The 19,483-nt window shown below is 62.6% G+C and carries 19 protein-coding genes and 1 tRNA gene; 12 read left to right on the forward strand and 8 right to left on the reverse strand.

Features of this window, described 5'->3' with window-relative positions:
- Window positions 1-2 precede the first annotated feature (2 nt).
- Complete coding sequence (locus AAFN84_RS23275; protein ID WP_347517104.1) at window positions 3-788, forward strand: ATP-binding cassette domain-containing protein; 786 nt, start codon at window positions 3-5, stop codon at window positions 786-788.
- Window positions 789-860: 72 nt separating this feature from the next.
- On the opposite strand, the gene AAFN84_RS23280 is transcribed toward AAFN84_RS23275, so the two are convergent.
- Entirely contained in the window at window positions 861-1,118 is a 258-nt protein-coding gene (locus tag AAFN84_RS23280) for a glycine zipper domain-containing protein (RefSeq protein WP_347517105.1), read from the reverse strand.
- 194 nt (window positions 1,119-1,312) lie between these two features.
- Between AAFN84_RS23280 and AAFN84_RS23285 the strand changes: the two genes are divergently transcribed.
- The 4 genes from AAFN84_RS23285 (at window position 1,313) to AAFN84_RS23300 (ending at window position 4,931) form a co-directional block, all read left to right on the forward strand.
- Window positions 1,313-2,233 (forward strand): site-specific tyrosine recombinase XerD, encoded by a 921-nt coding sequence (locus tag AAFN84_RS23285; RefSeq protein WP_347517106.1) that lies wholly within the window; start codon window positions 1,313-1,315, stop codon window positions 2,231-2,233.
- A gap of 76 nt (window positions 2,234-2,309) precedes the next feature.
- Window positions 2,310-3,260: an acetyl-CoA carboxylase carboxyltransferase subunit alpha gene (locus AAFN84_RS23290; protein WP_347517107.1), complete on the forward strand. Its 951-nt coding sequence runs from the start codon at window positions 2,310-2,312 to the stop codon at window positions 3,258-3,260.
- A 197-nt stretch (window positions 3,261-3,457) separates the two neighbouring features.
- Window positions 3,458-4,690 (forward strand): murein L,D-transpeptidase family protein, encoded by a 1,233-nt coding sequence (locus AAFN84_RS23295; protein ID WP_347517108.1) that lies wholly within the window; start codon window positions 3,458-3,460, stop codon window positions 4,688-4,690.
- Between the two features lie 16 nt (window positions 4,691-4,706).
- Complete coding sequence (locus tag AAFN84_RS23300) at window positions 4,707-4,931, forward strand: sulfurtransferase TusA family protein (protein ID WP_347517109.1); 225 nt, start codon at window positions 4,707-4,709, stop codon at window positions 4,929-4,931.
- A 12-nt stretch (window positions 4,932-4,943) separates the two neighbouring features.
- Here the strand turns inward: AAFN84_RS23300 and AAFN84_RS23305 are convergent, their stop codons facing one another.
- Entirely contained in the window at window positions 4,944-6,053 is a 1,110-nt protein-coding gene (locus AAFN84_RS23305) for a GTP-binding protein (RefSeq protein ID WP_347517110.1), read from the reverse strand.
- 4 nt (window positions 6,054-6,057) lie between these two features.
- Window positions 6,058-7,152 (reverse strand): D-alanyl-D-alanine carboxypeptidase family protein, encoded by a 1,095-nt coding sequence (locus AAFN84_RS23310; RefSeq protein WP_347517111.1) that lies wholly within the window; start codon window positions 7,150-7,152, stop codon window positions 6,058-6,060.
- Between the two features lie 213 nt (window positions 7,153-7,365).
- On the opposite strand from AAFN84_RS23310, the gene AAFN84_RS23315 reads away from it, so the two are divergent.
- Together AAFN84_RS23315 and AAFN84_RS23320 are read left to right on the forward strand one after the other, a co-directional pair.
- The gene (locus AAFN84_RS23315) at window positions 7,366-8,529 is read left to right on the forward strand and encodes a M20 aminoacylase family protein (RefSeq protein ID WP_347517112.1); all 1,164 of its coding nucleotides are present in this window, start codon (window positions 7,366-7,368) and stop codon (window positions 8,527-8,529) included.
- Window positions 8,530-8,638: 109 nt separating this feature from the next.
- Window positions 8,639-8,715, forward strand: a tRNA-Arg gene (locus tag AAFN84_RS23320).
- Window positions 8,716-9,273: 558 nt separating this feature from the next.
- On the opposite strand, the gene AAFN84_RS23325 is transcribed toward AAFN84_RS23320, so the two are convergent.
- From AAFN84_RS23325 to AAFN84_RS23335, 3 genes are all read right to left on the reverse strand, one after another.
- A complete protein-coding gene (locus tag AAFN84_RS23325; protein WP_347517113.1) occupies window positions 9,274-9,645 on the reverse strand; it encodes a hypothetical protein in 372 nt (123 codons plus the stop codon).
- The gene (locus AAFN84_RS23330) at window positions 9,642-10,304 is read right to left on the reverse strand and encodes a hypothetical protein (protein WP_347517114.1); all 663 of its coding nucleotides are present in this window, start codon (window positions 10,302-10,304) and stop codon (window positions 9,642-9,644) included. The genes AAFN84_RS23325 and AAFN84_RS23330 overlap by 4 nt, the downstream gene beginning before the upstream one ends.
- 296 nt (window positions 10,305-10,600) lie before the next feature.
- Window positions 10,601-10,846, reverse strand: a complete 246-nt coding sequence (locus AAFN84_RS23335; protein WP_347517115.1) for a hypothetical protein — start codon at window positions 10,844-10,846, stop codon at window positions 10,601-10,603.
- Between the two features lie 253 nt (window positions 10,847-11,099).
- On the opposite strand from AAFN84_RS23335, the gene trkA reads away from it, so the two are divergent.
- Together trkA and AAFN84_RS23345 are read left to right on the forward strand one after the other, a co-directional pair.
- Complete coding sequence (gene trkA, locus AAFN84_RS23340) at window positions 11,100-12,485, forward strand: Trk system potassium transporter TrkA (protein WP_347517117.1); 1,386 nt, start codon at window positions 11,100-11,102, stop codon at window positions 12,483-12,485.
- Window positions 12,482-13,984 carry a TrkH family potassium uptake protein gene (locus tag AAFN84_RS23345; RefSeq protein ID WP_347517118.1) on the forward strand — a complete coding sequence of 501 codons (1,503 nt, stop codon included), beginning with the start codon at window positions 12,482-12,484 and terminating at the stop codon, window positions 13,982-13,984. The genes trkA and AAFN84_RS23345 overlap by 4 nt, the downstream gene beginning before the upstream one ends.
- 236 nt (window positions 13,985-14,220) lie before the next feature.
- Here the strand turns inward: AAFN84_RS23345 and AAFN84_RS23350 are convergent, their stop codons facing one another.
- Window positions 14,221-14,535: a hypothetical protein gene (locus tag AAFN84_RS23350; protein WP_347517119.1), complete on the reverse strand. Its 315-nt coding sequence runs from the start codon at window positions 14,533-14,535 to the stop codon at window positions 14,221-14,223.
- 212 nt (window positions 14,536-14,747) lie between these two features.
- Here AAFN84_RS23350 and AAFN84_RS23355 point away from each other — a divergent pair, with 212 nt between their 5' ends.
- Entirely contained in the window at window positions 14,748-15,953 is a 1,206-nt protein-coding gene (locus tag AAFN84_RS23355; RefSeq protein ID WP_347517120.1) for an aromatic ring-hydroxylating dioxygenase subunit alpha, read from the forward strand.
- Window positions 15,954-16,077: 124 nt separating this feature from the next.
- Here the strand turns inward: AAFN84_RS23355 and AAFN84_RS23360 are convergent, their stop codons facing one another.
- A complete protein-coding gene (locus AAFN84_RS23360) occupies window positions 16,078-17,490 on the reverse strand; it encodes an aminotransferase (protein WP_347517121.1) in 1,413 nt (470 codons plus the stop codon).
- Between the two features lie 254 nt (window positions 17,491-17,744).
- Here AAFN84_RS23360 and AAFN84_RS23365 point away from each other — a divergent pair, with 254 nt between their 5' ends.
- On the forward strand, window positions 17,745-18,662 hold the full coding sequence (locus AAFN84_RS23365; protein WP_347517122.1) for an ABC transporter permease: 918 nt from the start codon (window positions 17,745-17,747) through the stop codon (window positions 18,660-18,662).
- Window positions 18,659-19,483 (forward strand): ABC transporter permease, encoded by an 825-nt coding sequence (locus tag AAFN84_RS23370; protein WP_347517123.1) that lies wholly within the window; start codon window positions 18,659-18,661, stop codon window positions 19,481-19,483. The genes AAFN84_RS23365 and AAFN84_RS23370 overlap by 4 nt, the downstream gene beginning before the upstream one ends.

A 19,483-nucleotide genomic window follows, 5' to 3' on the forward strand; every position in this document is an offset into this window, starting at 1 on the left:
AGATGACCAACAACGGCATTCCTCTCGTCGAGATGAAGAACATCTCGATATCGTTCGGCGGCATCCACGCAGTGGACGATGCGTCCATCGACCTTCACGAAGGCGAGGTGGTCGCGCTGCTTGGTCACAATGGCGCCGGCAAGTCGACGCTGATCAAGATCCTCTCCGGCGCCTACAAGCGCGACGAGGGCACCATCCTCGTCAAGGGCGAGGAGGTGACGATCAACAATCCCCGCGATGCGAAGAAATACGGAATCGAGACGATCTACCAGACACTGGCGCTGGCCGACAATGTCGATGCCGCCGCCAACCTGTTCCTCGGGCGTGAGCTGCGCACGAGATGGGGGACGCTCGACGACGTGGCGATGGAATCCGAGACAAGGAAGGTAATGGGGCGGCTCAATCCACGCTTCCAGCGCTTCAAGGAGCCGGTGGTCAAGTTGTCTGGCGGTCAGCGGCAGTCGGTCGCCATTGCCCGCGCGATCCATTTCGACGCGCGCATCCTGATCATGGACGAGCCGACAGCCGCTCTCGGACCGCAGGAAACCGCGCAGGTCGGTGAGCTGGTCAAGCAACTCAAGGAGGACGGGATCGGCATCTTCCTGATCAGCCACGACATTCATGACGTGTTCGATCTGGCAGACAGGGTATGCGTGATGAAAAACGGGCAGGTGGTCGGCACGGCGCAAACCAGCGACGTAACGGAGGACGAGGTGCTTGGCATGATCATCCTCGGCAAGTGCCCACCCGGCGCAACGCCTGGCCCGGGGGCGCTGGCTCTGGCCTAATACGTGTAAAAAGGGAGCCCTCGCAGGCTCCCTTTTACAATCGTAGACACCAATTTAGAAAAGCGAAGGCGTCTAGCAGCGGTCTTCGTAAATCCGGCCATACTGGTCGCGATAGCGGCACCAGCCCTGACGATCTGCACTGCGACCGACCAGATAGCCGGCGGTTCCGCCGACGGCAGCACCGGCCAGAGCACCCGTAGCGCTTCCGGAGGCGACACCACCGATCGCAGCGCCTACAGCAGCGCCACCAACGGCCGTCTGCTCAGCAGTGCTGCACCCAGCCATACCAAGCGTCGCAACCGCCGCAGCGGCCATTATCCAATTCCTCATACCTGCCTCCATTGAAAGACGCCCTTCCTTGGCCAACTTACCGGTACGGCGTTTCATTATCCAGTCCCGGCGCGACGTGGCCGCGCCGCGATCGTCGTTTGACCTCCCATGAACACATGGAACGCGAAAGGGTTCCATGCTTCACCTTTTGAAAAGCTGGCGGCGATAAGGTGCCGCATCACGAGGAGACGGCCATGACCATCGCGGCGCGACTCGACGCGTTCCTGGAGATGATGAGTGCGGAGCGGGGCGCAAGCCAGAACACGCTCGCCGCCTACCGGCGCGATCTCGAGGACGCGGACGATTTCATCTCCGGCGGTCTGGCCAAGGCGGCGTCCGATGATCTGCGCGCCTGGCTCGATGACATCGCATCGAAAGGGTTTGCAGCCTCTTCGCAAGCGCGCAAGCTGTCGTCGCTGCGCCAATATTTTCGCTTCCTGTATTCGGAGGGCATCCGCGCCGATGATCCGACCGGGGTCATCGACGCGCCCAAGAAGCAGAGGCCGCTGCCCAAGACGATGCGCGAGAACGCCGTGACGCTGCTTCTCGACAGGGCGGAGACCGAGAAGAAGGAAGCGCTCGATGACGTCAGCAGGATCGGCGCGGCAAGGCTGCACGCGCTGGTGGAAGCGCTTTATGCTACTGGGCTGCGCGTTTCCGAACTCGTCAGCCTGCCGGTAACCGTCGCCTTGCGTGACGAACGCTTCTTCACCGTGCGCGGCAAAGGCGGAAAGGACCGCATCGTGCCGCTGTCGCCGAAGGCGCGCGTGGCGATGAAGGATTGGCTGTCGGCGCGCGCGCTGCGGCCCGCCCTGGCCGAAAGCCCGTTTTTGTTCCCTGCATCCTCGGGGAGTGGCTACCTGCCGCGACAGGTCTTTGCCCGCGAGCTCAAGGGCCTGGCGGCGCGCGCCGGAGTACCGGCGGCGAAAGTGTCGCCGCATGTGCTGCGCCACGCCTTCGCGAGCCACCTTCTGCAGAACGGCGCCGACCTGCGCGCCGTCCAGCAACTGCTCGGGCATTCCGACATCTCGACGACGCAAATCTACACGCATGTGCTTGAAAACAGGCTCGTCGAGCTGGTCAGCCAGCATCATCCGCTTGCCGACCAGCCCTAGGGTCGCTATGTGACACCCCAATCGGCCGTTTTTCTAGCTTTTCGGCCCCTCATTTCCCTCCGGATCAAAGCTGCGCATGTTTAATTATCTCGATTTCGAAAAACCCGTCGCTGACCTCGAAGCCAAGATACTGGAGCTCAAAAAGCTCTCGGAAAGTGGCGAGTCGGTGGATGTCGGGGAGGAGATATCGCGGCTTGAGAAGCGCTCGACCGATGCGTTGCGCGAGGCCTACCGCAACCTGACCCCGTGGCAGAAGGTGCAAGTGGCGCGCCATCCCGACCGGCCGCACTGCCTCGACTATGTCGAGGGGCTGTTCACCGATTTTACTCAGTTGGCCGGCGACCGAACCTTTGGTGAAGACAATGCGGTGATCGCGGGTTTCGCGCGTTTCCGCGGGGAATCTGTCGCCGTGCTCGGCCTCGAAAAGGGCAACGACACCACCACCCGTCTCAAGCACAATTTCGGCAGCGCCCGACCCGAAGGGTATCGCAAGGCCGTGCGCGTCATGGAGATGGCGAACCGCTTCGGCCTTCCGGTCATCAGCCTCGTCGACACCGCCGGGGCCTATCCCGGCATCGGCGCGGAGGAGCGGGGGCAGGCAGAGGCGATCGCCCGGTCGACCTCGGCATGTCTCGGACTGACCGTGCCGAACATTTCCGTCATCATCGGCGAGGGCGGTTCTGGCGGCGCCATCGCCATTGCCGTCGCCAACCACGTCTACATGCTCGAGCACTCGATCTATTCGGTGATCTCGCCCGAGGGTGCGGCATCGATCCTGTGGCGCGACACCACGCGCTCGAAGGATGCCGCCACCAGCATGAAGATTACCGCGCAGGACTTGCTTGAGCTCAAGATCATCGACGGCATCATAACGGAACCGCTGGGCGGCGCGCATCGCAACAGCGAGACCGTGATCAAGGCGGCGGGCGACCAGATCGCCAAGGGCTTCGCCGATCTCGCGGGCGCAAACATGGATTTCCGCGAGCACCGGCGCGAAAAATTCCTTGCGATGGGCCGAACAATCTAGCTGCCCTACGGTCATCTGCCACAAAATCGCCTTGCCGCATGCTTCAAGTGCGCGATGACATTCCCGTGAGCGCCAACCGGTAAAGATTGTGGTAAGGTTTTTTCAACGTTAACCGGTCTATGGTCGGTTTTGGGGCAAGCATGAGTTGTCGGGGAGGACGGCCCCGTCATTCGAACCAGAGTACGATCCGCGATCCAATGAACATCAACTTCGCACGCGCCGGCATATTGCTTGCGGCCCTCGCACTGGCAGGCTGCAACGAAACGCTCGAGGACATCGCGCCCAAGGCGGAGAAGAGTCTGCCGCCGGCGCTCGTCCAGTCGATGCGCGCCCAGGGGATGAGCACGACGTCGCCGATCATGGTGCGCATCTTCAAGGAAGAAGCCAAACTCGAGGTCTGGAAGCAGAAGGACAACGGGCGCTACGATCTCGCGACCACCTATGACATCTGCACATGGTCCGGAAAGCTCGGCCCGAAGTTCACCGAAGGTGACCGCCAGGCACCCGAGGGCTTCTACATGGTGCGGCCGCACCAGATGAACCCGAAATCCCAGTACCATCTGGCTTTCAACATGGGGTTCCCGAACTCCTATGACCGCGCGCACGGGCGCAGCGGCCAGCATCTGATGGTGCACGGCGCCTGTTCGTCGGCCGGCTGCTATTCGATGACCGACCCGCAGATGGAGCAGATCTACGCGTTCGCGCGCGATGCCTTCAAAGGCGGGCAGACGGAGTTTCAGGTCCAGGCGTTTCCCTTCCGCATGACGCCCGCCAACATGGCGCGTTACAAGGACGATCCGAACTACGCGTTCTGGACGATGCTGAAGGAAGGTTACGATCATTTCGAGATCACCAAAGTGCCGCCGAAGGTCGATGTCTGTGGGCGGCGCTACGTGTTCAACCAAACGGCCAGTGACGGCAGGGGTTTCTCGCCCACGGCCTCCTGCCCGGTAACCACCCAGCCGGATTCGCTGCGCGTTGCCTATTCGAGCTACCAGAACAGTTATGAGACGGCGTTCTCGGCTGCGCTTGGTTCGGCGCAGGGCATCTCGACACCCGCACCGACAATTGCCGGCATGAAGGAAGCATCTCTCGTCGCGGACTGGTCGCGCCGGCGTGCTCGCGGTGAGCGCGTGACGCGTCAGCCGCCATCGCTCGACCGCCCCGAAATCCTCATGGCCGAACAGGAACGCAAGGCGCAGCCGCCAGCGCTCAAGCCAACCGTGGCAGCGGTGCCGACACCGGCTCCCGCCGAACAGCAAGCGGTTGCACCTGCTGCTGCGCCGATGTCGGTATTCACAAACCTGCTGCCTGGGCGTGGCGATGCGTCGGAAGCACAGCCGCAGGCAGCAGAGAGCCCGGCAGCGCCGGCGCCCTCGGAAGAAAAGCGCGGACTCGGCAGCCGTCTGCTCGGCATGTTCGGCGGCTGATTCGATCGGCTCACGCGTGGCCGAAATTTATGATCTCAAGGGACTGAACTGTCCGCTTCCGGTGTTGCGGGCGGGCAAGCGACTTGCGGGCCTGCCCGTCGGCACGCGGCTTTGGGTGGAAACGACCGACCCGCTCGCGGTTATCGACATCCCTGCGTTCTGCCGGGACGCCGGCCATGTGCTTGTGGAGAGCGTAGCGGTTGACGGCGGGCATCGCTTTCTTATCGAACGCGGCGCCTAGGCCCGCTCTGCGTTACGGCTTGAAGCCGGCGATGGCCAAGGGGTTGTCCTGCATCGCCGCGCGGTCAGGGGTATCGATGCCCGGTGCGCCCATAAAGGCCGAAAACAGCCGCCGCACATACTCTTCCGACATGTCGAAAGTGATCAGCACGATGCGGGTGCCGCGGTCTCCGGCGGGCCATTGCGGCAGACGCGCGGGCGGATGCATGATCTTCTGCACGCCGTGGATGACCAGCGGCCTGTCAGGATCGTCGGCGAGTTCGATGACACCCTTCATGCGCAGGAGCTTGTCGCCCTGCGTCGAGCGCAGCAGGTCGAGAAATGCCTCGACGACGGCGAATGGCACGGGTTTGTCATGCACCAGCGACAGGGTCCTGACCCGCTGATCGTGGTGATGATGTTCATGATGGTGATCGTCGTTGCCATCGTGGTGGTGAGCGTGATCATGATGATCGACGGGGCCGCCGAGCCAGCGCGCGACGTCAGCGATCTTCCTGCTCGGATCATACAGACCGCAATTGAACAGAGCCGCGGCGCCGGTGGTGGCATCGCCGGCATCGAGCACTTCAGCGGTGGGGTTCAGCGCCGAGAGCCGTGACGCCAGCGTTTCCCTGTCTCCTTCGTCGGCCATGTCGGACTTCGCCAGCACGATGCGGTCGGCCACGGCCACCTGCCTGACGGCCTCCTGATGGGCATCGAGGGTAGCCCGGCCGTTGACGGCGTCGACGACGCAGATCACGCCATCGAGACGCAGCGCCTGCACCAGTGCCGGGTGCCCCATCACGGCCTGAAGCACCGGGACCGGGTCCGCAAGCCCCGTAGTCTCGATCACGATCCGCTTCAGCGGCGCGATGCGGCCGATCTGCATGCGGTCGACCAGATCGGCCAGCGTGTCGACGAGTTCGCCGCGCACGGTGCAGCACAGGCAGCCATCCGCAAGCTGGATGACGCCATCCGAGGCTTGCTCGACCAGCATGTGGTCGATCGAGACGTCACCGAACTCGTTGATGATCACCGCGGTCGAATCCAGCATCGGGTCCTTGAGCAGCCGATTCAGCAACGTGGTCTTGCCCGCACCGAGGAAGCCGGTGAGGATCGATACGGCGATGGGTTCGAAGTTCACGTCGTCAGCCGCCTTCAGCAGTTGCGGTCACGGGGGTGTAGTCGGCCGGGCGCGGCGTAGGGATCGGGACGTCGGCGTAACGCGGCGCGGGCGATTCGGGGCCCGTCGCCCCGCCGAGCGCCACGGCCACGGGCACCGGGGCGCGTGTCGGCTCGGGAAGGTAGGGCGACGTGAAGGCCAGCTTGCCCGACGGACCGCGCCTTTCCGATACCGCCTTCCAGTGCGCTTCGGTGCAGATCACAGGTCGAAGGTTGGCCGCGTCCTTGGGCTCGGTGCCGGTGGGACGAAGCTGGCCAAGGTAGGGTGCGCTGTCCTCGCTCGCATCGAAGCCCTGGACGAGCATGTTGGCGGCCTTGTCGTCGCGCTCCTCCACGGTGTGCTCACCGATCACAATGGCCATCAGGTTGCGCGAGCCGCGCCGCGCGGTGCCGACCAGGTTGAAACCGGATGGGCACGTATAGCCGGTCTTCATGCCGGTCGCGCCGTCGAAACGCATGACGAGGTTGTTGTGGTTCTCGATCAGCGCGTTGCCGGTGCTGATCGCCTCCAGCGTGTAATAGTCGTCGTATTGCGGGAATTCGTTGCGCATCGTCATTGCGAGGATGGCAAGGTCACGCGCGGTGGTGACCTGATCGTCGACATGCAGGCCGTGCGCATTGGCAAAGCGCGTGTCGCTCATGCCGATGCGCCGCGCCTCGGCGTTCATGCGGGCCACGAAAGCCTGGCTGGAACCGGCGACGCTTTCGGCCAGGGACGTGGCGATGTCGTTCGCCGACTTGACCATCAGGATCTTGATCGCGTTGTCGACCGTCAGCACCGAGCCGGGCTTGAAGCCCATCTTGCTTGGCGGCTCCTTGGCTGCCCGTTCGGAAACTCGTACCGGCGACAGCATCGTGATCTCGCCCGCCGCGATTGCGCGGTAGGTGACGTAGGTGGTCATCAGCTTCGTCAGCGATGCCGGATGCCATGGCACGAACGCATCGTCGTGCTGCAATACCTTGCCCGTATCGAGATCGACGAGAAGCGACGGACCCGCCAGGGCCGCACCCGACGAGATCATGAGGGCCGCAAGCGTGGAGGAGAAAAGCAGTTGCCGCATGGTCAAATCGAAATCACCTCTTGCCGTCATTGCCAAGGCGTCATTAGAGTTCCCGCAAGGATAGCGACTTGCGCTGTCCCTTTCCTTGCCGAACAACAGGACCCTGGACGTTCGCCTCTGCTATTTAGCCCATGTGACGCCATGATGGCAAAGCCGCCATGCGCTTGCGTGCCGCAAGAGGCCTTCGCAGGTCGATAATGGGGACTACTGTCTATGCCGATACTCAACCGCGTCGCCGAAATGCACGACGAAGTGACCGAATGGCGCCGTCACCTGCACACGATACCGGAACTGCTCTACGATCTCCATCAAACTTCGGCCTTCGTAGAGGACAAACTCAGGTCGTTTGGCTGCGACGAAGTCGTTCCCGGGCTCGGCAAGACCGGGGTGGTGGGCATCATCAAGGGAAATCTGGGCGATGGCCCGACAATCGGGCTGCGCGCCGACATGGACGCGCTGCCGCTCGACGAGATCACCGGCAAGCCCCACGCCTCTCAGACGCCCGGCAAGATGCACGCATGCGGCCATGACGGCCACACGGCCATGCTGTTGGGTGCTGCGAAATATCTTGCCGAGACGCGCAACTTCAAGGGGTCCGTCGCGGTGGTGTTCCAGCCCGCCGAGGAAGGCGGCGCGGGCGCCAAGGCGATGATCGATGACGGCCTGATGGACCGGTTCGGCATTTCACGCGTGTTTGGCATGCACAACATGCCGGGCCTGCCGGTCGGCCAGTTCGCGATCCGCCCCGGTCCGATCATGGCGGCAACGGCGGAATTCACCATCACAATCAAGGGCCGTGGCGGCCACGCTGCGATGCCGCATGGCACGATCGATCCGATCGTCATCGCCAGCCAGATGGTGATGGCGCTGCAGACCATCGCGGCGCGCACCACCGACCCGATCGATTCGATCGTGGTCTCGGTCACCAAATTCCATGCCGGCGATGCCTACAACATCATTCCGCAGACGGCGCTGCTTGCCGGCACCATCCGCACGCTTCGCACGGAGGTCGGCGAGAAGGCCCGCGAACGCATGCGCGCGATCTGCGAGGGGATCGCGGCGGCAAACGGCGCCACGGTCGACGTGCACATCGACGTCAACTATCCCGTCACCTACAACGATCCGGGCGAGACCGATTTCGCCATCGACATCGCGCGCGACGTCGCCGGTGAGCCGGGCGTTCATACCGGTGTCAATCCGGTGATGGGCGGCGAGGATTTCTCCTACATGCTGGAAGTGCGGCCCGGCGCGTTCATCTTCGCCGGCAACGGCGACACGGCCAATCTTCATAACCCGTCCTACGATTTCAACGACGAGCTGATCCCGCATGGCATCTCGTACTGGGTGCGGCTGACCGAGACGGCGCTGGCGCGCTGACCGACTTTTGACAAACGAGTTCCGGCGCGAATCCCGCGCCGGACCCTGCTCAAATTGCGGCCCAAAACGGTTGGCGAAAAGCACCGAAGCGGCTATACCGCTGGCAAGCGGTCCCGTAGCTCAGCAGGATAGAGCACCAGATTCCTAATCTGGGGGTCACTGGTTCGAATCCAGTCGGGATCGCCAGCTGCAGCGACGTTTGTATTTTGCATGATGTGCGAACACCTGTTGGTGCCTCTTCCGCACGCTCAATGGGTTCAGGCAGCCGGGTTCAAAGGAACCATCCCGATCATCCCAGCGCGATGATCACATTGTCTGGACACAAAGGTCGATTCATCCATATGCGCACCTTTGTCCGCGCGCCGGGGACCTCCATGGAGAGGATTTCCGGCATGTTCGCATCGAAGAGTTCAACACGATACCCTGGAGTATTGAGAACGCCATCGAATCTTGGGAGGGCAGGCTGCGGGGGGGGGGGGCAGTTCCTCGAAGCGACCCAGCGCAATGGTCGTTTCGCCCTGGTTCCAGGGGAGAGCGCTGACATTTATACAGTCGTCGGAAGCCACGACACCACGCATGTCATGGTCGCGAGGCACCCTCTCTTCGCCCACACCCGCAATGTAAAAGCTGCAGTAGTCGAGCAACACAGCGGCTTTCTTGACCGTCATTGGTGTAACTCCGGAAGTGCGCTATGCCGTCTTAACTCGATGGCACGATTCGGCTAAGTCCATGGAAATCTCGTCGTCATCCCAAGGCGATGATCACATTGTCCGGTTCGGTTTGGTGGTTCGTCCAGATGCGCACCCTGGTCCGTAAACCGGGCACTTCCATCGACAGAATCTCGGGCATGTTCGCGTCGAAAAGATCCACCCGACGCTCAGGCGTCTCCAGCACTCCGTCGAATTTAGGTAGTCCTGTCTGCGGCGACAGTTCTTCGAATGGCCCGAGCGTAATGGTCGTGTCGCCATCCTCGCCATAGAGACAGCCGACATTGATGCATTCGCCGGATGCTGTGACGCCGACCCTATCATGATCCAAGGGTACTCGAATGTCCATTTTACCGGCAATGTAGAAGCCAAGATATTCGGGCGCCACTACTGTCTTCTTGACCGTCATTCCGTGTACCTCCGGCGGTATGCGCCTATGAGGCCGCCCTGGCTGGCGCTGCATTTGGCGCAATGGGGATAGATTCTGGTGGGCCTGCCCATCGATTTTGGCACTTGATGGTCGCCAATGAAAGAACCGGATTTTGTTCCAGGATTCATGCTGCCACATCGGTGGCAGCCCCATCTGCGGCCAATGCGGTCAATTTCCTGTCGCTCAGAGCGGTTCAGGCTACGGTTAGTTGGGGGAGCCGGTATCCACTCACCGGCATAAGGCCCTGGCTCGGCACGAGTCCCCAGAAGCTGAAATAGTCGAAACCGCGCCTCCAGTTCGATGGCGCGGTTGGCGGAAATAAGTCCCTCGACCGTCGAGTAGGCTTGCGCGGGCGGTTTCCAGTTGGGATCGAGTTCGCGCACTTCCCGCAATGCACGGCGCACGGCGTTTTGGGACAATGCAAGCCGCACCTCTTGCGCTGGGGTGATCGCCTGCCAGCGACCGCCGATCCTGATCTGCCCGCGACCGGCCCTGCGGCGCGAGATCTGGTGGATCTGCGCATAGCCGGGAACGCGCGTCCACTGTCCGCCATCCGGTTGCCCGCTAGGAATGCGTGGCTGACCTGGACGAAAGCCTGCCTTGAGAGCAACAGAAAGGCGCAGCATTGCCGTCTGCATGCGCAAGCCTGCCAGTCGCCATCTCAACCTCGAAAGGCTGCCTTCATGCCGTTTCACGCGCCGCGACCTCCTTCGTCTCGTCGCGAGAAGTATCCGGCACGATCGGAGGTGGTGGACAAAGCCGTCGCCGTGTCCTGCCTAACGGCTTGCTATTTAATGCAAATTTTTCGACTGCAGTCGAAGTTTGTCCACATCCGAGGAAGCAGGCGAGATTGACCATCCAGCGGAAGCCCGTCTCGTAGACAGGGTCATAGCGTAGATATAGTCACCATCATCGCCTGTGGCGGGTCGCCAGATCAGTCCGATCCTGTCCATTTTGCCACGACGTCTGCCGACGGCGTTTCGCCTCCGGTGCCGCCGTCGTTGGCCAGGGGCACCGGCTTGTGGTGGACGCTGATGACAGTCAGGTAGTGCGTGGTGTCCTCGTGGGCGGCTGCAACGCGGTCTCCTGGCGAAGGCGCCGACAAGAAGGCATATACGCCCCAATCCTGCGATTTATCCCGGAACGATCCTCTTTCAACCATCAATCGCGCGGCAAACATGGCGCCGGACTCCCATTCTGCATCAACAAGTCCGCCGCGCACGCCCACCATCGCAACAGGCTAGGCGATGGGCGGCAGTTTCGGACGGAACTTAGTTTCATGTCTGCGTCGTTCCATTGCAACCAAAAGCGTGTGTCCCGCGATATCTTGTGGCGCTCGCGGCTCTCGCGGATGGGGGCAGGGACGGAACCGCTTGGCTTCATGGCTCGCCCGCGCTAGTGACCACTGCGAACCGAAGCATCGGAGGCCGAACATGAAAGTCATCGTTTGCGGAGCCGGACAGGTCGGAACGACGATCGCCCGGCATCTTGCGACAGAGGGCATAAACGTCACGGTCATCGACTCGGACAAGGAGCAGGTGCGCCGCGTCGACGAAAGTCACGACGTGCGGGGAGTCGTCGGCTATGCGTCGCATCCCTCCACGCTGCTCAAGGCCGGCGCGCGCGATGCCGACATGCTGATCGCCGTGACCCGCTCGGACGAGGTCAACATGGTCGCGTGCCAGGTCGCCTACTCGCTTTTCGGCGTGAAGCGGCGCATCGCCAGGCTACGCCATTCGGGCTATCTCGAGCAGGACAAGTCCGGGCTTTATGCCGCCGAGCACATGCCGATCGACGTCGTCATCTCGCCGGAGATAGAGATCGCGGAAGGGATCGCGCGCCGGCTGCGGACGCCCGGTGCGTTCGACATGGTGCAGATGGCCCATGGCCTGGTCGTGCTGCTGGGGATCCATACTGAGGATTCCCGCTGCGCCGTGATCGGCGAGCGGCTGGTCGACATCGCCCAGAACAGCGATTTCGAAGGAATGTCGATCGTTGCGGTGGTGCGCAAGGGGCGCTGCTTCGTTCCCGACGAACAGGACCGCATCGCCGTCGGCGACGACGTGTACGTGATTGCCCGTGAGGACAGGATCGACGAAGTCATGGCCGCGTTCGGCCACCGCGAGAGGGTAGGGCGCAAGCTGATCATCGTCGGGGCAGGCAATGTCGGCCTTCATCTTGCGATGAAGATCAGCGATGCCTCGCCCAATGTCGACATCAAGATCATCGAGCACGACCTGGACCGCGCGGAGTATGTGGCGGGAGAGCTCGGCAACTCGGTGGTCGTGCTGCATGGCGATGCGCTGGACCGTGCCCTGCTGGAAGAAGCCCAGACAGGTCTCGCCGAGACCATCGTCGCGGTCACCAATGATGACGAGACGAACATCTTCTCGTCGGTGCTCGCCAAGCAGGTTGGATGCAAGCGCGCCATCACGCTTGTCAACAAACGGTCCTACGAGGTCCTCATGCCGACGCTGGGCATCAATTCGGTAGTGAGCCCGAGCGCGGTGACGATCTCGACCGTGCTGCGCCATGTCCGCCGCGGCGCTATTTCGGCGCTCTATACGCTTCGCGAGGATTTCGGCGAGGTCGTGGAGGCGAAGATCACCGAAGAGTCGCGCCTGTTGCGCCGTCCCCTCGACCAGCTCGGCCTTCCCCCCGGCATGAAGATCGGCGCCGTGATCCGTGAAGGCAAGGTCATCATTCCCAGGTTCGACACCCAGTTGCAGGTCGGCGACCATGTGGTGGTGCTTGTCACCTACAGCTATCTTCGCCTTGCGGAGGCGCTGCTGGGTGCGAGCGGGAAACGCAACGGATGACCCCTGTTCGGCAGAAGCATGCGGCGGTGAAGACCGTGTCGGTGTCCGGCATGAAGCCGGTTCTGCACATGACGGGCCTGGTGCTTCTGTCAATGTCCGGCATCATGCTGTTTCCGATGCTGGTCGACGTCTTCTATGGTAGTCGAGACTGGCAGGCATTCGCCGCTTCTGCGGTCGTGACTGCGTTGATAGGCTCGACGCTGCTCTACGGCAGCCGCGGGTCCCTCAAGGCGGGTTTCACGCTTCGGCAGGCCTTCGTGCTGACGCCGACGAGCTGGTTCGGCGTCTCGGCGGTCAGCGCCATGCCGTTCTTCTTTTCGGAATATGGCGTGGTCAGCGGCAGCCTTGCGAACTCGTTCTTCGAATCGGTTTCGGGAATAACGACAACCGGCGCGACGGTGATCTCGAACCTCGAGCGCGCGCCGCCGGGCCTGTTGATGTGGCGGGCGCTGCTGCAATGGGTGGGCGGCATCGGCATCATCGCGACGGCAATCGCGATCCTGCCGGCGCTCGGCATCGGCGGCATGCAGCTCTTCCGTACCGAATCCTCCGACAGGTCGGAAAAGGCGATGCCGCGCGTGCGCCAGATCGCGATGACGATCGGCTCCGTCTATATCGGGCTCACCGTCACCGCCACGCTGGTCTACTGGCTCTGCGGCATGCGGCTGTTCGATGCGATCGCCCATGCGCTGACATCGATCGCAACGGGCGGCTATTCGACATCCGACCTTTCCTTCGGCGCATGGAACACCAACGGAATACAATGGTTTGCGGCGCTGTTCATGCTGTCGGGAACCGTGCCGTTCGTTCTCTATGTCCGATTTATCGCCGGCGATTACCGGGCATTCTGGGACCGTCAGATTCGTACGCTGATGATCTTCCTCGCGGTTGTCGTCGGGTCGCTCGGTTCGTGGCTGGCCCTGTCGGGCCAATACGGCGTCGAGGAGTCGTTTCGCCACGCAGCCTTCAACGTCGTCTCCGTGGTCACCACCACCGGCTTCGCCACCACCGACTACACGCTCTGGGGCAACGCCGTCATCGGCATATTCTTCGGCCTGACATTCGTCGGTGGTTGTACTGGTTCGACCTCCGGCGGCATCAAGATATTCCGCTTCGAGGTGCTGGCGGTGATGCTGAGGGGGCATTTCCTGCGGCTGATCTATCCCCGCGGCGTGTTCCCGCGCTTTTACGGGGAGCGGCCGCTCGACAGCGACGTGGTGGGATCGGTCATCGCCTTCTTCGCCGTGTTCTTCCTGTGCTATTCCGCGCTGACCATCGCCCTGATGGGATTTGGCCTTGACTTCCTCACCAGCGCCAGCGGCGCTGCAACCGCGGTTGCCAATGTCGGCCCGGGGCTCGGCGCCATCATCGGCCCCGCAGGCAATTTCGGTCCGCTGCCGGATGGCGCGAAGTGGCTGCTGTCGCTCGGAATGCTGCTCGGGCGGCTCGAGCTGTTCACGGTGCTGGTACTATTCATTCCGCGATTCTGGCGCGGATAGGCGGGCTGCAGGACGGGCAAAGAAAAACCCGCCGGGGGAGGAGGTCCGGCGGGTCTAACTGAAGCGCGACAAGGGAGGAGGTTTGCCGCGCCGGGTGTCGGCTCTCTGGGAGGAGGTAGATCACCGACAGTCCCTAAGTAGGATGCGTCGCTGATTGATACAATTGCATTTGCCGCATGGCAGATGTGCGGAAATGACTGCGCCAAACGGTCGCGAAAATTACCGTATTTGCGCGGCTAGCGGCGACGATTTCCCATAAGCAGCGCGGCCGTCACGACAAGCGCCACAAGGCCAACCGCCGCAGCGGTGCGCGTGGGATTCTCGCGGATCGTATCCTCGATGTCGTGGGCCCGGCGACGGATCACCGGCAACGCCCCCGCGACCCGATCTGCAAGGTCGCCGTAGAACTCAGACGCGCTGTCGCTTGCGCCATGATAGGCCGATGCGCCCTTCTTGCCCGCCGAACGGCTCAGGGATGCAACCTCCTTGCGCAGGGCGGCGATCTGGTGATGCAGGTCGAGCGCATCGTCATTGCGTGAAAAGAACGCCATCGCGAAAAACTCCTTGTTGGATCGCGTTTTCAACGACTTGTAAGGCCGATGGTTCCGATTGCGCCGCCGCCGCGTTCGTCGCATTCCAATTTCGCCGACAGTCAGAGTGTGCAGCGCCGGTTCAACAGAGAGCCGATTTCGGTCTAAGGGATTGCGTTGAATAGGGAATAGGCGCTATATTGAACGTCCGTTCAATAGAGTCAGGATGAGGTATGACGCAACCGCTGCTTGATGCGCGGATTCCGAACGATTGGGATCGCAGGGGCCTTCCAGGCTGGAGTTACCACAGCCAGGCCCTGCTCGAACTTGAGAAAGAGCATGTGTTCAGGACGCACTGGCAGATCGTCGGCCATGTGTCCGACGTGCCGGATGCGGGCGACTACCTGACGCTCGACATGGTCGGAGAACGTGCGCTCGTCCTGCGCGGCAAGGATGGTGTGGTGCGCGGTTTCCACAATCTATGCCGGCATCGCGGCAGCCGCGTGGTCGCCGACGAGCGGGGCAGTTGCAAGAACGCGCTCGTCTGCCCGTTTCACGGCTGGGTCTACAATCTCGACGGCACGCTCAGAGGAGCGGCACGCCCGCGCACGTTCCCCGATCTCGACAAGGCTGAGTTCGGCCTGAAGCCACTCGACCTGGAAATCTGGATGGGGTTCATCTTCGTGCGCTTCCGCGAGGGGCCGCAGCCGTCCGTGGCGGACCTGCTCAGGCCGGTGGAAGAAGAGATGGCGCATTACCGCTCAGAGACCATGGTGCCGACGACTGGCATGTGGACGCAGGAAAGCCCGGTCAACTGGAAGTCGGTGCGCGACGTCGACAATGAAGGCTATCACGTCGCGATGGCCCATCCCGCGCTGCAGGACCTTTATGGAGCGACCTATTACGACGAACCTTTCGTCAACGGCATGTCGCGCTCCTTTGCGACTTTTAATCCGCATGCGGGGCGGCGCTGGAGCGTCAAGCGCTACGTGTCGTTGTGCAAGCCGCGCGAACATCTGCCGCCAGATCTGGCGCGCGCCTGGGTCTATTACGGGTTGTTCCCGAATGCGGTGATCGCCGCGACGCCCGAACTGGTGCAATTCTACCAGGAATTTCCGCTGTCGACCGGCAAGACATTGCTGCGTGGCGCGGTCTACCGCTACGCCGACGAGGATCGCCAGGCGGCGGCGGCGCGCTATCTGGCAACGCGCATCGACCGGGACACGACGGCGGAAGACGTTCAGTTGACGATCTGGTCGAACGAATCGATGCGTTCTGGGGCCTTTGAAGGCTTCTTCCTGTCAGATCTCGAATACGGCGTGCGCACGCATCACGACCATCTACGCGCGCACCTGCCGGTGCTGGATCTCGAAAGCGCCCCGCCGGAGAAGGATATCACCGGCCTGAACGCCGCGTTGCTGGCGCGGAGACGTTCCTGAGGTCGCCATCGGGCATGACGATGTCCATGGGGCGCTCCTCGCAGGCAAGTGTCGCGGACAGGAGCAAGCCTCCGTTCCTCGGCTGGTTGCCAATGAGATATGCGATGCGCTGACGGGCGCGCCGTCAGGCGTCCCACAGGCCTTCGCTGCGCAGGTCGTCCATGGTGCGGGAGATGCCCTCCCGCAGGATCGAGACCATGGTGTCGATCTGCTCCGAAGTGATGATCAGGGGCGGCGACATCACGCACATATGGATAAGCGGGCGCACCAGCAGTCCCAGTTCGTGACAATGCGCGTCGATACGCTGTCCGACCTCGGTGTCCAGCGCGAGCGGATTGCCGCTCTGCTTGTCGGCGACGCACTCCACGCAGGCCATCAGCCCCAATCCCCGGACCTCGCCGACCAGCGCCAGGTCCTCCAGTGTCTTCAGTTGCCGCTGAAAATAGGGAGCGACCGCACGGGCATGGTCGAGGACGCCGGCCTCGAGCAGATCGAGGTTCTTGAGCGCGACCGCGCAACCCACCGGGTGGCTCGAATAGGTCAGCCCGTGCGCGAACATCGCCTCGCCATGGTTCGACTTTCGCAGGTCCTCCATGAGACGCGCGGATATGATCGCGCCGCCGAGCGGAAAATAGCCGGACGTCACGCCCTTGGCGAAGATGATGATGTCGGGCTCGATGCCGAACACCTCCTTCGAGGCAAAGACGTGGCCAAGGCGCCCGAAGCCGGTGACGACTTCGTCGGCGATGAACAGGATGTCGTTGTCGCGGCAGATTTCGCGAATGGCGGAGAGGTAGCCATCCGGCGGCACGATCACGCCGCCCGACGCCATGACCGGCTCGCCGACGAAGGCGCCGATGCGGTCCGCGCCGATGCGTTCGACTGCCTGGCGAAATTCCTCAACGAGGCTGTCGCGGAACGCTTCGACGCTGGTGCCGGCTGGCCGCCGAAACGGGTCGGGGCAGGTAAGCTTGACGACGAGGTCGTCGGCTCCGTCCATCCAGTCGCGGTCTCGCGGGCGCCCGTTGAGCGATGCTGAAAGGTAAGACGAGCCGTGATAGGCGCCGCCGCGCGACAGGATCATCTTCTTTTCCGGCCTGCCGCGAACATTGTTGTAGAACTGCATGAACCGCAGCGCAGTCTCTACCGCCGAGGAGCCACCGGTGGTGAAGAAGACGTGATCGAGGTCGCCCGGCGCGTGTGTTGCCAGGCGTTGCGCGAGCACTGCCGACGGCTCGTTCATGGTGTACCAGGGCGTGTTGTAGGACAGCTCCATGGCCTGCTCGTACATCGCTTGCGCCAGCTCGCGCCGGCGATGGCCGAGATTGGTGCACCACATGCCGGCCGGTCCGTCGATCAGTTGCCGTCCTTCCCCGTCCGTCACATAGATGCCGTCCGCCGCGCCGATCACGCCACGGGATTCGTCGCCGATCGATCCGGCCACCGGCCATGGCTGCACGAGGTGACGGCGCGCAATATCCTGCATCGTCTCCGCCGAAGCCTTCGACTTGCCGCTCAACCTCGTCATCGCCGCCATGACGGACCTCCTTTTTGAGATATCGATACATGTGAATGCATCATGCAAGTAACAGGAATATCATCGATATTCGCAATTTTCTGAATGTCTGTTCAGTCAATATCGCAGACGGGCGGGTTGATTTCAATCCGAATGTGCGCACACTATGATGTGCGACGGGCGCCAATGACGAGCTGGTCCGCGCGCCCAGAAGGAGACCCTGTGACGATCAGCCTTGGCAGAGAACGGACTGAGCCAGTGCCGGGAAGGCTGCGATGACAGCCGCCGCCGAAGACGCTCGGTCACTCTCCGCGAGCGTCAGGGCACGGCCTCCCCTTTTGCAGTCGGAACAGGCGCAGGGCCTCGCGCTGATCAGCCCGACCTTTCTCTACGCCCTCGTTCTTCTTCTGCTGCCGATCGCGGTGGTGATCGCGCATTCGTTCTGGACGCAGGACTATCTGACGATCGATCGCAGTTTCACGCTGGCGAATTACAGGGAGGCGCTGACCGATCCAATGTATCGCGACCTTCTGGCGCGGTCGGTATCGGTGTCACTCGCCGTCAGCGTCGCTGCCGTGGTGCTCGGATATCCGGCGGCCTATTTCATCTCCTTCCATGGCGGACGCCACAAGAACCTCTGGCTGTTCATCATCATGGTGCCCTTCTGGACCAGCTATCTTCTGCGCGTCATGGCCTGGAAAGTGATCCTCGGCTACCAGGGTGTACTCAATACCGGCTTGATGGGGCTGGGTATCCTCGACGAGCCTTCCACCGCGCTGCTCTACAACACCTCCGCCGTCGTCATCGCGCTGACCCACGCGTGGGCGGCCTTCGCGATCCTGCCCATCTACGTATCGCTGGAAAAGATCGACCGATCGTTGCTGGAGGCGGCGCGTGACCTCGGCGATGGGCCGTTGCAGTCATTCCTTCGCGTGACGCTGCCGCTGTCGCTGCCGGGCGTCATCGCGGCGCTCCTCATCGTCATGATCCCAACGGTGGGGGACTACATCACGCCACGCCTCGTCGGCGGGACGGAAGGAATCATGATTGCGAACGCGATCCAGTCGCAGTTCGGCCGCTCGGCCAACTGGCCGCTCGGCGCGGCGCTTTCGGTGACGACGATGATCGTCGTGTCGCTGACGGCATGCATTGTCGTGCTGGCGATCAAGGCGCTGGCGAGGGTGGTGCGATGAGCCGGCCGGTGCGCAGGATGGCGATCCGCTGGCTACCGGCCTATGCGGCGCTCTACATCCTGTTTCTTTATGGGCCGGTGCTGCTGCTGCCGCTGTTCTCGTTCAACGATTCGGCCACGCCGACGCTGCCGCTGGCAGGCTTCACCTGGCGTTGGTACGAGCAGCTCGCGGGCAACCAGGAGATGATCGACGCCGCCTGGAACAGTCTCGGCGTCGGGCTGGCCGTGGCGGTCATGTCGACGCTGCTCGGCATCTGCGGGGCACGCGCCGTGACGCGCTACCGCTTCACCGGCAAGCGCGCGATGAGCGGCCTGATCATGGCGCCCCTGGTGCTGCCCGAGATCATCGTCGCGATCTCGCTGCTCCTCGTGTTGCTCGCGTTCGGCATGAGCCTGTCGCTGGTGACGGTGACGCTCGGTCATGTGCTGATATGCCTACCCTATTCGATGGTGGTCCTGATATCCGGCTTCGAAGGGTTCGACCGCAGCCTGGAGGAGGCTTCAGCCGATCTCGGTGAGACGGCATTCGGTACGTTGCGCCGGGTGACGTTGCCGATGGTGGCGCCGGCGATCATTGCCAGCCTGCTCGTTTCCTTCACGATTTCCTTCGACGAGTTCATCGTCGCGTTTTTCCTGAGCGGTGCCGATCCGACACTGCCTATCTACATCTGGGGGCAGCTTCGTTTCGCCTCGCGCCTGCCTTCAGTGCTGGCGCTGGGCACGATCATGCTGGTCGTCTCGTTCGTGCTCGTCACGATTGCCGAGATGCTGCGCCGGCGCGCGGCCTCGCGCACCAACACTGATGGAGGTCTGTTTGCCTGA

Source organism: Mesorhizobium sp. CAU 1741, assembly GCF_039839275.1.
In the GTDB taxonomy this organism is placed as follows: domain Bacteria; phylum Pseudomonadota; class Alphaproteobacteria; order Rhizobiales; family Rhizobiaceae; genus Aerobium.

Coding starts and splice junctions, on each gene's coding strand:
- AAFN84_RS23330 (WP_347517114.1), bottom strand. CDS start 10,304: ATGCAGACGGCAATGCTGCGCCTTTCTGTTGCTCTCAAGGCAGGCTTT.
- AAFN84_RS23365 (WP_347517122.1), top strand. CDS start 17,745: ATGACAGCCGCCGCCGAAGACGCTCGGTCACTCTCCGCGAGCGTCAGG.
- AAFN84_RS23315 (WP_347517112.1), top strand. CDS start 7,366: ATGCCGATACTCAACCGCGTCGCCGAAATGCACGACGAAGTGACCGAA.
- AAFN84_RS23335 (WP_347517115.1), bottom strand. CDS start 10,846: ATGTTTGCCGCGCGATTGATGGTTGAAAGAGGATCGTTCCGGGATAAA.
- AAFN84_RS23325 (WP_347517113.1), bottom strand. CDS start 9,645: ATGACGGTCAAGAAGACAGTAGTGGCGCCCGAATATCTTGGCTTCTAC.
- AAFN84_RS23360 (WP_347517121.1), bottom strand. CDS start 17,490: ATGGCGGCGATGACGAGGTTGAGCGGCAAGTCGAAGGCTTCGGCGGAG.
- AAFN84_RS23345 (WP_347517118.1), top strand. CDS start 12,482: ATGACCCCTGTTCGGCAGAAGCATGCGGCGGTGAAGACCGTGTCGGTG.
- AAFN84_RS23275 (WP_347517104.1), top strand. CDS start 3: ATGACCAACAACGGCATTCCTCTCGTCGAGATGAAGAACATCTCGATA.
- AAFN84_RS23350 (WP_347517119.1), bottom strand. CDS start 14,535: ATGGCGTTCTTTTCACGCAATGACGATGCGCTCGACCTGCATCACCAG.
- AAFN84_RS23370 (WP_347517123.1), top strand. CDS start 18,659: ATGAGCCGGCCGGTGCGCAGGATGGCGATCCGCTGGCTACCGGCCTAT.
- AAFN84_RS23280 (WP_347517105.1), bottom strand. CDS start 1,118: ATGAGGAATTGGATAATGGCCGCTGCGGCGGTTGCGACGCTTGGTATG.
- AAFN84_RS23355 (WP_347517120.1), top strand. CDS start 14,748: ATGACGCAACCGCTGCTTGATGCGCGGATTCCGAACGATTGGGATCGC.
- trkA (WP_347517117.1), top strand. CDS start 11,100: ATGAAAGTCATCGTTTGCGGAGCCGGACAGGTCGGAACGACGATCGCC.
- AAFN84_RS23310 (WP_347517111.1), bottom strand. CDS start 7,152: ATGCGGCAACTGCTTTTCTCCTCCACGCTTGCGGCCCTCATGATCTCG.
- AAFN84_RS23290 (WP_347517107.1), top strand. CDS start 2,310: ATGTTTAATTATCTCGATTTCGAAAAACCCGTCGCTGACCTCGAAGCC.
- AAFN84_RS23285 (WP_347517106.1), top strand. CDS start 1,313: ATGACCATCGCGGCGCGACTCGACGCGTTCCTGGAGATGATGAGTGCG.
- AAFN84_RS23295 (WP_347517108.1), top strand. CDS start 3,458: ATGAACATCAACTTCGCACGCGCCGGCATATTGCTTGCGGCCCTCGCA.